General features: G+C 38.3%; 14 protein-coding genes. 2 read left to right on the forward strand and 12 right to left on the reverse strand.

Annotated elements, in window-relative coordinates:
- Positions 1–80 precede the first annotated feature (80 nt).
- The 6 genes from mgtE to ccsA form a co-directional block, all read right to left on the reverse strand.
- Positions 81–1,121, reverse strand: coding sequence for a magnesium transporter (mgtE, locus tag QEN48_RS04180; protein ID WP_347985130.1), 1,041 nt, complete (start codon positions 1,119–1,121; stop codon positions 81–83).
- 177 nt (positions 1,122–1,298) lie between these two features.
- Positions 1,299–2,210, reverse strand: coding sequence for a permease (locus QEN48_RS04185; RefSeq protein WP_280107645.1), 912 nt, complete (start codon positions 2,208–2,210; stop codon positions 1,299–1,301).
- A gap of 156 nt (positions 2,211–2,366) precedes the next feature.
- Complete coding sequence (locus tag QEN48_RS04190; protein ID WP_280107646.1) at positions 2,367–2,489, reverse strand: hypothetical protein; 123 nt, start codon at positions 2,487–2,489, stop codon at positions 2,367–2,369.
- 25 nt (positions 2,490–2,514) lie between these two features.
- On the reverse strand, positions 2,515–3,576 hold the full coding sequence (gene arsB / locus QEN48_RS04195) for an ACR3 family arsenite efflux transporter (RefSeq protein ID WP_280107647.1): 1,062 nt from the start codon (positions 3,574–3,576) through the stop codon (positions 2,515–2,517).
- A gap of 328 nt (positions 3,577–3,904) precedes the next feature.
- Entirely contained in the window at positions 3,905–4,666 is a 762-nt protein-coding gene (locus tag QEN48_RS04200) for a DUF1638 domain-containing protein (protein ID WP_280107648.1), read from the reverse strand.
- Positions 4,667–4,756: 90 nt separating this feature from the next.
- Positions 4,757–5,821: a cytochrome c biogenesis protein CcsA gene (gene ccsA / locus QEN48_RS04205; RefSeq protein WP_280107649.1), complete on the reverse strand. Its 1,065-nt coding sequence runs from the start codon at positions 5,819–5,821 to the stop codon at positions 4,757–4,759.
- Between the two features lie 352 nt (positions 5,822–6,173).
- Between ccsA and prf1 the strand changes: the two genes are divergently transcribed.
- Together prf1 and argS are read left to right on the forward strand one after the other, a co-directional pair.
- Positions 6,174–7,394, forward strand: a complete 1,221-nt coding sequence (gene prf1, locus QEN48_RS04210) for a peptide chain release factor aRF-1 (protein ID WP_280109098.1) — start codon at positions 6,174–6,176, stop codon at positions 7,392–7,394.
- A gap of 17 nt (positions 7,395–7,411) precedes the next feature.
- On the forward strand, positions 7,412–9,121 hold the full coding sequence (gene argS, locus QEN48_RS04215) for an arginine--tRNA ligase (protein ID WP_280107650.1): 1,710 nt from the start codon (positions 7,412–7,414) through the stop codon (positions 9,119–9,121).
- Positions 9,122–9,270: 149 nt separating this feature from the next.
- On the opposite strand, the gene QEN48_RS04220 is transcribed toward argS, so the two are convergent.
- The 6 genes from QEN48_RS04220 to QEN48_RS04245 form a co-directional block, all read right to left on the reverse strand.
- Positions 9,271–10,299: a hypothetical protein gene (locus tag QEN48_RS04220; protein ID WP_280107651.1), complete on the reverse strand. Its 1,029-nt coding sequence runs from the start codon at positions 10,297–10,299 to the stop codon at positions 9,271–9,273.
- 306 nt (positions 10,300–10,605) lie between these two features.
- Positions 10,606–11,052, reverse strand: coding sequence for a 4Fe-4S dicluster domain-containing protein (locus QEN48_RS04225; protein ID WP_280107652.1), 447 nt, complete (start codon positions 11,050–11,052; stop codon positions 10,606–10,608).
- 1 nt (position 11,053) lies between these two features.
- The gene (locus QEN48_RS04230) at positions 11,054–12,031 is read right to left on the reverse strand and encodes an NADH-quinone oxidoreductase subunit H (RefSeq protein WP_280107653.1); all 978 of its coding nucleotides are present in this window, start codon (positions 12,029–12,031) and stop codon (positions 11,054–11,056) included.
- Positions 12,024–13,289 (reverse strand): nickel-dependent hydrogenase large subunit, encoded by a 1,266-nt coding sequence (locus tag QEN48_RS04235; protein ID WP_280107654.1) that lies wholly within the window; start codon positions 13,287–13,289, stop codon positions 12,024–12,026. The genes QEN48_RS04230 and QEN48_RS04235 overlap by 8 nt, the downstream gene beginning before the upstream one ends.
- A complete protein-coding gene (locus QEN48_RS04240) occupies positions 13,286–13,810 on the reverse strand; it encodes an NADH-quinone oxidoreductase subunit C (RefSeq protein WP_280107655.1) in 525 nt (174 codons plus the stop codon). Before QEN48_RS04240 ends, QEN48_RS04235 begins: the two co-directional genes overlap by 4 nt.
- A complete protein-coding gene (locus QEN48_RS04245) occupies positions 13,810–14,283 on the reverse strand; it encodes an NADH-quinone oxidoreductase subunit B family protein (protein ID WP_280107656.1) in 474 nt (157 codons plus the stop codon). Before QEN48_RS04245 ends, QEN48_RS04240 begins: the two co-directional genes overlap by 1 nt.
- Between the last annotated feature and the right edge of the window lie 3 nt (positions 14,284–14,286).

The following is a 14,286-nucleotide window of genomic DNA, read 5'->3' on the forward strand; positions in this document are numbered from 1 at the left end:
TAGGAGGCTTTTTGGTTGTTTTATAGTTTTTTATAAAAAAAGTGGGAGAAAGAGAGTTTTATTTTTTTGGGTTGTTGGGTTTAGACTATTGGTACGAGTGCTGCGGCTAGTGAGAAGTAGATTAGTAGTGCGGTAACGTCTTTTATTGTTGTTATGAATGGGTCTGATACGGCTGCTGGATCGTATCCGATTTTATGTGCTATCCAGGGTATCCCATAACCGATTATTGATGCTATTGTACAAGTTAGTGTTAGCGAGAGGAAGATTACTATTCCAAGTTCTGGCATTCCTTGCCATAGGTATGCAACGATTCCTGCTAGCACTCCTACTAGACCTCCTATTAATAGGCCGACGACACCTTCTTTTAGTATGTGTTTTTTTACGTTTTGTTCTCCTATTTGTCCGAGTGCTGTTCCTCGAACGAATATTGTGGAGGATTGGGTCCCAACGTTTCCCCCCATGTCCATTATTGCTGGTAGGAAGATGGCTAGGGCGAGTGTTGCTTCGAGTGTTTCTTCATAGGTATCTATAACGAGTCCGGCGAGTAATCCACCGACTAGTGCTACTAATAGCCATGGAACGCGGAGTTTTAGAATTGTTTTTATGGATGATTCTAGAATTGCAGTGCTTCTTGTTCTTTCGGCTTCCATGAAACTGAATCCTGCAAGCCGGTATATGTCTTCCGAGAACTCTTCGTCAACTACGTCCATGATGTCGTCAAATCTTACGGCACCTACTAAACGGTTTTTATCGTCTACTATTGGGAGTGACATCAGGTCTACTTCTTGTATTTTCTTGGCTGCGAATTCTGGGTCGTCATTGGTTTTTAGGGTGATTACGTCTTCTTTCATTATTTCTTTGACTTTTGTATCTGGTTTTGCGTGTAGTAGTTCGACTAGTGATAGTACTCCGACAAGGTGTTCGTATTCGTCGATTACGTATATGTAGTATATAGTGGTTTCTTCTTTAGGTTTTGCTTTTTGTTCTCTGAAATGTTCTATTGCTTCTTCGGCAGTTGTGTTTTGGTTTACTGATATGTAGTCTTGAACCATGACTTCTTTAACTATGTCTGGATGTTCTTTTAGCTCAACTGATTCTTTTACAATTGGGATCGCCTCTATTTTTTATTTGGTTTTCTGTTTGATTTGGCTGTATTTACTTAAGTTTTATGTATTGGTTGTTTTTAGATGTAGATAGGTAGAAGTCTCCTCTCCGTTCAGGTAGGTGAAAAGTCAATGAGTCCAGAACCTTCTGAAACGCTGAAGGAAGCCCAACGCCATCAGGCGTTTGGGAGGATGTCACATGTAGAGTATGTTGAATATTATTCCGGTTGTCATTCCGACGAAAACGATTGTTCCGATGTAGACTGTTAGTAGTGTTTTGTCGAAGAGTTTGCTTAACATTATTACGTTTGGTATGCTGACGCCGGCACCACCTATTACGAATGCTAGTACGGTTCCTATTGGTATTCCACTGTCTGCTAGGGCGGCTGCGATTGGTAGCATTCCTTCCATGCTGATGTAGACTGGTGCTCCTAATACGACTGCTAGTGGTACGGCTAGTGGGTTTTCTGTTCCTAGAAATAGGTCTAGTATGTTTTCTGGAACTATTCCATGTATTAATGCTCCTATAATCATTCCGATTAGTAGGTATGGGAACATGTCCCAAAAGAATGATAGTGAGCCGGTTAAGGCGTTTTTTATGTTTTGGCTGTGTTTTGGGTTGGTTGTGGTGTTGCATTTGTTGGTTTTTATTCTAACGTCTTTTACGTGTTTTTCTAAATTCATTCTTCCAACTATTAGGCTTCCAGTTATTGCTAGGGTGAAGGTGGTTATTACGTAGAGGATTGTGATGTTTAGTCCGAATAGGCCGAGTAGTAGTATTATGGCGATCCAGTTGACTAGTGGGCTGGATAGTAGGAATGCGAATGATAGGCCGAGGGGGGCGCCTGCTTGTAGTAGGCCTGCTAGTATTGGTATTGTTGAGCATGAGCAGAATGGGGTTATAGATCCGAAGAATGCTGCTATGAAGTTTCCTGTTCCTTCGTCTCGTTTTTTTAGTGATTTTTCGACTCTTTCGGGTGAGAGGTATTCTCTTATTAGGCCTACGAGGAATGATGCGATTATGAATAGGGGTATTAGGATTATGGAGAGTTGTATGAAGTATTCTCCGGTTGCTATCAAGCTGTTTTGTATTTCTGTTGGAATCATGGTTTTTCTTTTTTTTGTTTAGGGTTTTTTTCTAAGTTATAACATCTGTAGGTGTGTGCAGAACTGCATAAACACTTTTGTTTTATATGGTTTACCTGTGGTTTGATTGGAATTAAAAAAAATAGTTAAGGGGTTTTTAAATCCCTTAAATAAGGTTTAGTTTTCTTTGTCTTTTTTTTCTTCGATTTCGATGTTACAGCATTGTTTATCGTTTTTCTTCATTGTTTTTTTGACTTTTTTAATCATTTTTTCAAGTTTTCCATCTTTTTCTTCTTCCATTTTAAGTCACTTCCTGTTTGTGTTTTTATTCTGGAACTGCTTTTGTGCTTGGGAACCAGTCTTTTGTTTTAAGTGCGATCTGTACTATTATTACCATTATCGGTATCTCTATGAGTAGGCCGACAACTGCTGCGAGTGTTGCTGCGTGGTCTATGCCGAATAATGTTATTGCCATTGCGATTGCGACTTCGAAGTGGTTGCTTGCTCCGATTATGGCTGTTGGTGCGGCGTCGTCATAATCTAGGTTTATTTTCTTTGATCCGGCATATCCGATTCCGAACATCAGCATTATTTGAATTATTAATGGTATTAATACTAGTAAGACGATTTCGGGGTTTCCAAGTATTAGGCCTGATTGTGGAGCGATTATGACTATCGTTGTTAGTAGTAATGCGCCCATTGCGATGTAGTGGAGGTTTTCTGTGAAGGATATGAACCATTCTTCTCCTTTTTTGTTTAGTAGATACCATCTTGTTAGGTATCCGGCAAGTAGTGGTAGGGCTACGTATATTGCGACTCCGAATGCTACTTGTTCCCATGGTACTATTATGTCTTCAAGGCCGAGTAGTAATATTGCTAGGGGTGCGTATAGTACTACCATTGTTAGGGAGTTTATGGCTGTCATCACCAGTGCGTGACCCATGTTTGCTCGGGCTATATATGTCCATACTAGGACCATGGCTGTGCATGGAGCGACTCCAAGCAGGATCATTCCGGCCATTAGTTCACGTCCGAGTTCTACGCCTATGAAGGGGGACCAGATCACCATCATGAAAAGCCATGCTATGCCGTACATCATGAATGGTTTTATTGCCCAGTTTAGGAATAAGGTGGCTGATATGGGTTTCCAAGCTTTTCCTGCTTCAATGATTCTGTTGAAGTCTATTTGAACCATTATTGGGTAGATCATGAAGAAAAGAACTACCGCTATCGGTATTGATACGCCTGCATACTCAACTTCTTCGAACCATGCTGTTATTTCTGGGAATAACTGGCCGATCAATAGTCCTGCGATTATACAGAGACCTATCCAGACTGTTAGGTATCTTTCGAAGAAGCCTAAGTCATGTTCTTTATGTTGTGACATTTGGACACCATTTTTTTGGTTTTATTTGAACAACCCTTTGTTGCAAATGTTTACACAGTTGCAGTTTTTTTTGGAATTTATAAAACATAAGTCTTTTCCCCAAAAAACACAGGAAACACAAAAAAACTATTATAATTAATTTGATTATCTAAAGTTGGTATAAATAAAAAGGCTATACAACTCATTCACATAACCAAAACTATAGAAATTAAAATTAAAAAGATAGGGCCGTTTGATAAGATATTTAGACTCTATAGATATTCTAAAAAAAAGTGTTTATCTGGATTTGTTAGTTTTTTTAAACTTTTTTATTTGTTTTTGGTTTATGTTATTTTAGGTTGTTTTTGAATCTACTGTAGTTTTCAGATAATAGTTTTTGGCAATCTGGTGTTTTTGTTTCATCTATATCCAGCTCGAATATTTCTGAAAATTCTTTGACTTTTTTATCGAAATTACTTGTTTTGTTGATTTCTGTGTCTATTTTAAGGACTTTATTATATCCAGCGTTTTCAAAGACTTTTTTTGCAAGTTCAATGTTGTCAAGACTCCTAACCAATCTACATTTTATGAACATGTCTCTCCAGTTATCTGCCCACTTAGGAGTTAAGAAGAAAGTTGCTGGGTCTTTTTTTATATACTCCATGTATTTATCGGTTCCACCTAAAGCCAGTGAGATGCAGTCGTCCACTGTACCAGTGGAATCTTTTAAGATATCTACGTTACCATCGATTGTTTTCTCAATTTCCTCGATTTCTTGTAGTGCGTTGCCACATAATCCATAGAAAAGGAATACGTCATCAATAGAGCTTGATAGAGTATCAACCCAGTTTTTAACTTCTTTTTTAAGTTCATCAGGTTCTTCATGTAAAGCCATAGACATCATTACTACAACGACCTCTCCTTCTTTAACTCCTATTGGTAATGAACTAGGGTTTAACTCCTTAACTTCCATCTCAAGTTTATCTATTATGCTGTTACCAGCGTCATCAAGAATTATAAAAACCTTTTCAACATCACCGTCTTTGTTTAGTAAATAAGCTAATTCATCTTCAAGCAATTCACAACAAACCACTCCATATGGAACTTTCATAAAAAACACCAAACCCAATTAACATTTAGTCTATCTTTAAAAAATGGGTTCTAAAAAACCATTTATATTGAATAGATGGGACATTCTATTTTATTCTTCCTTTTTTTGTTTTTTCCAGATTAGGTAGGTACCGATTATGAGTGGTAGCAATATTAATGCTATCAGTATTGCTTGTATTGGACCTACTGCTGCACCCCACGTATGTGGGCCCTCAACTGGTAAACCACCTCGTGTTACAAATGTTGTGAATATTATGGCTATAAAAGTGATTATTATGAAGATCTGGCTTAAGTATTTGTATTCTCCTTTTTTATTGTTTAGCCATAACATATGTAACAACGCGGTTGATGTCAACCAGGGGAGTAGTGAAGCGCTTTCAACTGGGTCCCAAGCCCAATACCCACCCCATCCAAGTGTCAAGTATGCCCAGTAGGCACCGATAGCGATTCCAAGTGTTAAGAACAACCATCCTAATCTAGACCAAACCAAAGTTGTTTTATTCCATTTCTTTGTTTCATTCAATCCATAACTTATTGTTATAGCTAGTGGTATTGTGAAGAATGCATATCCAAGGAAGATGATTGGTGGATGGATCGCCATCCATGGGTTTAGTAATATTGGGCTCATTGCAAATCCTTGTGATAGGCCATTAAACTCCTCTGTTGGAATGCCGTTGTATAGTTGTGGTATCATCTCTTCTGTTGTTTGGAAGGGACTTTCTATCAATAGTATTAATAAAAAACCAATCGTTATCAAGCTTGCAGTTGCTCTTATTATGTCTTGATTATCTTGTGAAAACCTTTTTTTCTGGAAAATTTCGAATGTAATAATCGATATCGCGATTATTGTGGTCCAGAAATAAATTGAACCGCTTTCACCAGCCCATATGGTTGAAACAGCGTAGTACCAAGGATAATTAGGATCTCCATATGCATATGAATAGAATATTTCAGGGTTTGCAGTGACACAGTAATATGAAAAAAGAATAAAAGACGTTAATAGAACTATGAGTGAAGTTATATTGAGTTTACCAACCAGGTATCTATATTGACTAGTTTTAGTATAGTTTCTGATAGAAATCGATAAGACCCCTAACAAACCGATTAATGTAATTAAAATCAATAGATTCCCTGGCTGTATCAAACTTCCATTCATATTCAATTTCCTATATATTTCGTGATATTGATATCTTGGTTTCTTTATGATAGTTTTTTTGTACAATATTCTATTCAACAAATATTTTTTATGTTTTTGGGACCCCGTAATCTCTATTAAGTTTTGGAAACAACAATAGTCAAGTATAAGTTTATTAGATTTGTGTAGATGATTTGTATGTAGATTGGTTATGGACCTGAATGCATTGAGTTTTTGCAGTCAGTATTTTACCGTGAGGGGATGTCAGGTTAGCCCTAAATCATTTTTTGTTGTTGGGTTGGAGCCGTCTATTACCTAAACCAATCGATTTGAAAGATTTTATTTATTAAGTTTTATTTGTGGAGGGTTTCTTCTGGACGATAAAAGATATGAACTTAAGAGGAAGTTGGATGAGATTGAGGATATTCAGGGAAACCATACAGAGCTTATAACTCTGTATGTACCGCCTGATAAGAATATCAAAGATGCCTATGATCAACTTAAAGATGAGTATCGGCAGGCCAGCAACATCAAAACTAAAAGTACAAGAAAGAATGTTCAATCTGCTTTGGATGTGCTTATGGGTAAGTTGAAACACTTTAAAAACCCACCTGAAAACGGTATGATCATGATGGCTGGAGAAGTACCTACCAGAGGCGATAAAACAGATATGATGAGCCTTATTATAGAGCCACCGGAAAAATTAAATTCATATAGATATCACTGTGACTCTAATTTTTTAGTTGAACCTCTCCGAGAGATTGTTGAGAACAAAAAGAAAATCGGGTTGTTAGTTCTGGATAGGAGGGAAGCAACGGTTGGGTTGTTAATAGGAAACAACATCGAGGCCTTAAGACATCATACTTCAGGTGTGCCCGGTAAAACTAAGGCTGGTGGGCAGTCACAAGCAAGGTTTGAAAGACTACGTGATATAGCAGCTAATGAGTTCTATAAACGTGTTGGTGAGTCTGCAAATGAAATATTTGAGAATGAAGAAGACCTTGTTGGGGTTTTAGTTGGTGGTCCCTCTCCAACAAAAGAAGAGTTCTTGAAAATGGATTTATTGCACCACGAAATCGATGTTATAGACAAGTATGACGTTTCCTATACAGACGAATATGGATTGAGAGAGCTTGTTGATGTAGCTAGTGAAACGCTTGAAAGAATTGAGACTATGGAGGAAAGGAGGGCTGCCAAAGAATTTCTTAAAAAACTGGTTGAAGACGAAAACATGGTGACATACGGTGAGAAAGAGGTGCGTAAAGCTATCCGTATAGGCGCCGTTGAGAAACTGGTTATTTCAGAAGAACTCCGCAAATACAGAGTTAACATAACCTGTAGTGAATGTAACTATAGTAAAGACATAACGGTTAAAGGCGAGGGCCCTAAAGAAATCAAAAATAGATATGAGAACTGTCCAGAATGTAATGGAGAACTAGATATCGAGGTCGAAGATGTGGTAACTGAGTTAGCAGAGATGACCGATAACATGGGTGGAGAAGTAGTATTTGTAAGCACAGATTTCGAAGAAGGACAACAACTATACAACGCTTTTGGTGGCGTAGCTGCAATACTAAGATTCAGTCCATCCTGAAAAAGGAGCGAATTTGTATGTTCAGAGAATTTAAGAAAGAAGTAGAAAAATCACTGAAAGAAACCCTACAAAAAACAGGAATACAAAATAAATTAGACCAGGATAACATTGACGAACCAATCGACTGCAAGATAGAAGAACCTCGAGAGATAGCCGACCTCGCATCAACACTACCCTTCTCACTCGCATCAAAACTAGGTAAGAACCCAACTCAAATCGGCCGGGAAATAACAAACGAAATAGATCCAACCGAATATCGATATATAAAGAAAGTTGAATTCTCAAAACCAGGATATATAAACTTCTATTATGACAACTCAGAACTAACCAACGTCGTAAAAACCGTGTTAAAACAAAAAAATAAGTATGGCTCGATAGATAGAGATGGAGAAAAAATTGTCTTGGAACACACAAGCGCAAATCCAACCGGCCCCCTGCATATCGGTCATTTAAGAAACGCGGTAATAGGAGACACATTAACCCGCATATTAAGAACCAGTGGCCATGAAGTCACCACACAGTATTACGTCAACGATATAGGACGGCAGATGGCGATCCTCTTGAGAGGCGTTAGGAAATATGGATTGAATGAAGACTTAAAACCTGACGTTGCTGTTGGAGAAACATACACAAAAACAAACCAAAACATGGATAGCGAAGACGAAAGAGAGATAGAGCAATTGATGAAGTTATTCGAACAAAACGACGAAGAAACATATAACGAATTAACCAAAACCGTTGAATACTGTCTAAATGGAATAAAAAAAACACTAAACAACATTGGAATTTCACATGATGAATACATAAGAGAATCCAAATTCATTAAAAACGGATTAGTAAACCAAGTTTTACAGGAACTACGTGAACACGCAGTAAAAGACGGAGCACTCAAAATAGAGTTCAACGATATGGATAAAGACCTAATACTATTAAGAGAAAACGGAACATCAGTATATGCCTTAAGAGACATCGCTTACCACAAATGGAAATCAAAAAAAGGCAAGGTACTTAACGTACTTGGATCCGACCACAAACTCTATATAAACCAACTATCAAAAACCCTTAATTATATCAACATCGATAAACCCGAATCCATAGTTTTCGAGTTCGTATCCCTCCCAGAAGGCAAGATGTCCACAAGAGAAGGAGAATACATATCAATAGACCAACTTCAAGACAAATTGATTGAAAAAGCAATACAAGAAGTCAGTGAAAGAAGACCCGAAAAACCCACAGAATGGCATAAAAAAATAGCTAACGAGGTAGCTAAAGCCGCAATCAGATTCGAATTCATACAGGTAGCTCCAGAAAAACCAATAACATTCAACTTAGATAGAGCAGTTAGTTTCAACGAAAGAGGAGCACCCTTCCTACAATACGCACACGCAAGAGCAACAAGCATACTACGTAAAGCTAGAGATAAAGAACCTCAAAACAAAGAAATATCCCTACAAGAAGTTCAAGAAAACCAAGAAACCCAAAAACTACTTAAAACAATCTCAAGATTTTCATACGAAATAGATAAAGCAGCCAAAGAAAGAAAAACCCATAGATTCAGTGAATACACATTAAATCTAGCATCAGACTTCAACCAGTTCTATAGAGACGTCCCCGTAATCGGAGCAGGAGAAAAAACAAAATCAAGACTCGCAATCGTCAAAGCAACCCAAATAACACTAAAAAACGCTATAAACATACTTGGTTTCCACGCACCCAAAGAAATGTAAAAAACACCCAAACCAACACCAAACCCTCCTAAACTTTTTTTTGTCTTAAATCAAGCTTTAAACCAATCAGAGAGGGGTGAGGGAGTTGTGTGTTAGTATATTTCACAGCGGTACAAAGGTGGAACCCCACCTCTCTAGCGGTGGCTAGCTTACTTCATTAACATCCATTTCTGTTTATAAGGTTCAAGATATCTTTGACCTATATATGCTGCTATTGTAGCTCCAATCATGTTCCAAAACATGTCTGCTACTGTATCTCTCAAGCCATACTGCATGTTTGTTCCGAGTATTTGATCAAACATAAACTCAAGTATCTCCCATATAACTCCAGTAGCCATAATAACCATTAGCAAAAATATCCAGGTATATCTTCCTGGAATGCGTATTGAAGTTGAGTATAGGTCTATCGAAAACAACACAACAGTACCTATAACTGCTATTAAGAAACTTGAAAATGTATGGGTGAGGTTGTCCCACCACCATAAATTGTCATAAAAACCAAGAAACCCACCAACAACGTGTAAGGAGAGTGCAAGAACTATAAGGAAGTTGAGTAGGGGAGGGAGGTAGATACCTAGATTTTTTGTCAATATCACGGGAAGTTGGGTGATGCCTAAAGCTATTAAAGCAGAAAATGTCCATCTAACATTTGCAGTGTAAATACCTCCCAAAAAGAATATAACTAATATAGTTTGGAGGAGTCGGGAAGCAAATGGAGCCCAAAAACCGGCTTTTTCACCAAAACCATTTTTTAATAGTTTTGAGGCCCACATTATAACTCCGTTTATAGATGTTTTTTCTGGAGAACCAATCCCTGGAACCTCGAGATCTTTTTTATCGATATAATATTTCAATAAAAAACCAATTAACACTCCGCCTATAGTTATTCCGATTAAATCCACCATAAGATCGGTATTACTCTCCAAAAACAATGTACCTAAAAAGATATCACTACCTTTAGCCAATAAACTCAATAAACCTCCAGTAGCCAATGCAAATATAACAACAAATACAATACCAAAAGGCTTGTTGAACTTGAGTGTTGTTTTTCGATGAAGATAGATCATTGTTAAAAAACCGATTAAAGGCACGACTCCAACAAAACCTATGTTTATACCTAAAAAAACAGTTTCAAGTGATTTAGAAGCCCCAGAAATACCTAAAAACCAGAAAAACAAAAATAAGATAAATATTTCCCAATAAAAACGTTGAGAAACTTTATACAAAAAATAAAATAAACTAAACCCTATAAAGCCAATTAAAAACCAGAACAAAGATGATAGATAAAGCTCTGAACCCACTTCAAAAATGGAGATAAACAATAATAAATCAATAGACATCATCCTGGAGAGTTGTCTCTCCAAATAAGTATTTTTTACTCACTATAAAGTAAAAGATATAGAAAAAAATCAGATCTAGTTTTGTTGCTTGATTCTTTTTAATAAAAAAAGGGGTTGGTGGATGGTTTAGAGCCATCCATTTTTTTATTTGTCTAGTTTTTTTAGTTGGCCTGGTGTTTTATCGCCGTTTACTATTAGGTTGGAGTCGTATTTGTCGAATGCTGATAGTGTTATAAATTCTTCTGTCATCTCGATTGCGTCTACTGGGCATATATCTGCGCATTGTTGGCAGAATGTACATCTGGCTGTGTAGAATGTTATTTTTTCTTCACCTTCTTCTTCGTGAACCTGCATTGCTTGGGTTGGACAGACGTTTAGGCATTGGTAACAATTGACGCATGTTTCTTCGTCGTATTTTAGTTTTCCTCTGAAATCTGGTGGTATCTCTATGGGTGGGTTGAGTTCTATCTCTCCTTTATCCAGTAACTGTAGTACTTGGAGGATTGAGTCGGGGGCGTATCTTGCTGGGAATAGGTTGGTTGTATGTTTCTTGAATACTTGTTTGCTTATTTTTCTCATTATTTTGCTCATTTTAGGCACCTATCATTACGAGTATTAGGCCGAGTAAGGCTAGTGTTGATACTAGGCCGATGAAGTTTCTGCTTAACTGATCGATTTTTATTCTTGCGAAAGCTGTTCTTACGAATGTGACTATGATTGCCATTAGTACCAGTACTTTTATTAAGAAGAACACGAAGTCGATTGCTATTGCTATGGCTCCAGTTAATCCAAGTATTGGTGATAGGTTCCATGGGAAGAATATCGCTACGAGTAATGCTATTATGGCTACAGTTTTAACTCCGTCTGCTATGTAGAATAATGCGAGGTTTCTTCCTGAGTATTCTGATAATGTACCGCCGGAGATCTCTGTTTTTGCTTTTGATATGTCGAATGGGATTTTGGCTAGTTTTGCTGGTGATACCACTATCATGACTGTTAATAGTAGTATTAATCCGATGAATCCTATTGGGCCTACGAGGCTCCATATGTTTGCATCTGCTATTGTTGCTAGTGAGAAAGCTGTTTCTCCACCTACTATGTATGCTATTGTGGCTACGACTATTGCTAGAGGTAGTTCATATGACATCATTACTGTTATTTCTCTCTGTGATCCGAGTGAGGCGAAGGGTGCGCCTGATGCGAATCCACCTATTGACATTGCTAGTGGTGGTGCTGCGAGTAGGTATACAACGATTATTATGTCGCCGTATCCTTCGAGTATTGGGTTCATTGACCCTATTGGTATGTATAGGACTGCGAGTATTGCTGCCGCCATTGCTATGAATGGGACTGAGTTGAATATCCAGCCGACTGCGTTTTCTGGTACAAGGTTTTTCTTTGTTAGTAATTTACGTACGTCGTAGAATGGTTGGATTATTGGGGGGCCTTCTCTCCACTGCATCCTAGCGCTTATTTTTCGGTCTATACCGTGGTAGAGTAGGCCTAGGAATATGAAGGCGAGTGTTATTAGGGGGACTCCTATTAGTAAACGGATTAGTAGGTTATCCATTTTTCATCCTCCTTGTTTTTTTCTTGGACATTTCAACTAACTCGTCTTTGGTGTATGTTTTTTTGTTGTCTCCTTGTACGGTTACTACTCTGTCCATGCAGCTCATGCATGGGTCTATTGATGCGGCTACTATTGGTATGTCGGCTATTTGTTGTCCGAGGAACATTGGTCTTAGACTCATTATGTTTCCGTATGTTGGTGTCCGGACCTTTAGGTTGTGTATTTTTTCTTCATCTGCTTTTTTCTGGAAGTAATAGAATAACTCTCCTCTTGGTGCTTCGGTTCTAGCTACTCCACGACCGCTTCGGCTTCTAAGGTCTTTTAGTAGTTTTACGAGGTTTTCTTCGTATGCTATTTCTCCGTCGGGTAGGCGTGCCATGCATTCACGAACTATGTCTATTGATTGTTCTATTTCTTTTACTCTTACTGCGAGCCGGTCGTATACGTCGCAGTGTGTTTCTCCGAATATCCGGTTAGGGGTCATTGGCTTTATGTTGAGGTCTGCGTATGCTGATGCTGGGTGGTCTGTTCTGTTGTCTTTTTTAACTCCTGATCCTCTTGTTGTTGGCCCTACGGCTCCTAGTTCGAGTGCTTCTTGTTTTTCGAGTATACCTATGTTTCGTGTTCGCATCTTGACTGTTCTGTCTCTGATTATTGTGTCTTCTACTTCTTGGTAGATTTCTTCGTAGAATTTTAGAGCTTCTTCGAGTTTTTCTAGTCTTTTTGGAGTTAGGTCTCGTCTTACGCCTCCTATTAGGTTTATTTCGTAGTTTACTCTGTTTCCTGAGACGTATTCAAGTGCGTCCATTACGTTTTCTCTTTCTTTCCATATGTAGTAGAACAGTGTTTCGAATCCTATTTGGTTGGCTGCTGACCCGGCCCACAATAGGTGTGAATGGATTCGCTCGAGTTCTTGCATTATTACACGTATGTATTGGGCTCTTTCGGGTACTTCTATGTCTAATGCGTTTTCTACTGACCGGGTGTATGTGAATCCGTGTACTTGTGAGCATATTCCGCAGATTCTTTGGACGAGTGGTAGTGTTTGTATTGGGTTTCTACGGTTTGCTATGTTTTCCACTCCTGTGTGTGCGTATCCGGCTTTTATGTCGACGTCTCTTACAATTTCTCCATCTTCGGAGAAAAGTAGTCTGAGCGGTTCTTTTAGGGCTACGTTTATTGGTCCTACTGGTATTGTGTAGGATTCCTTGCCTTCTTCTAATTTAGTTTGATCAAGTCCTTCTCTATCTTCGTTCATTGTTGGCCTTCCTTTTCGTAGACATCTTGTACTTCTATTCTTTTTTCATCCCTTCTCCAGGGGTACTCTTCTTCGGGGTGGTCCCAGGGTAGGAAGAAATGTCTTTCATCGGGTATGTCTTTTATTTCAATTCCAAGCATTTCTTGGATTTCTCTTTCTGATGTTAATGATCCTGGGATTATGTCGGAGATTGTTGGTAGCCATAAGTCGTCTTTAGGTATTTCTACGCATAACACTAATGTTATTTCTCTAAATTTTTCTCCATAAAACATTGATAGGATGTATTTTGTGAGTATGTTGTCTCCTCTGTCAACACCCATCATCGTTACAAAGTGGGGTAGTTGGATTTGTTTTAAATGATTTATCAGGTTTTTTAGTTTGTTTCTCGGTGTACGTACCCATAGTTCTTGGCTTTCTTTTTTGCTGACTCCAGCTCTTTCTTTATTTATTAATCCTTTTATTTCGTCGCCGTATTCTGTGTAAAGATGGTCATATAGTTCTTCTGCATCCATTGTATCCATCATGCTGCCTCCTCTACTTCCTCTTTTGTTTCTTCCTGTTTTTGTCCGGCTCCACGCATTTTTTCAAGCGCTTCCCATGCCTTTACGACGCCGAATATAACTCCTTCTGGTCGTACGGCACATCCGGATATATGTACGTCGACGGGTATTACTTCGTCTACGGGTCCGGCTATGTTGTATGAGTCGTGGAATATATGTCCTGTGTTTCCGCAGTTTCCTATAACTAGGACGGCTTTTGGATCCATCATTTGTTCGTATATTCTCTCGAGTGGTTTTTTGGTTTGTTTTGTAACGGGTCCTGTTACTAATAGGACATCTGCGTGTCTTGGTGTTTCAACTAGTTTTATTCCGAATCTCTCAACGTCGTATCTTGGTGTTAATGCTGCTAGTATCTCTATGTCGCATCCGTTGCATGAACCTGCGTTGAAGTGGAACACCCAGAGGGATTTGTCGAAACTTTTTGATAGCTTCATTTT

It is taken from the genome of Methanonatronarchaeum sp. AMET-Sl (genome assembly GCF_029854155.1).
Classification (GTDB): domain Archaea; phylum Halobacteriota; class Methanonatronarchaeia; order Methanonatronarchaeales; family Methanonatronarchaeaceae; genus Methanonatronarchaeum.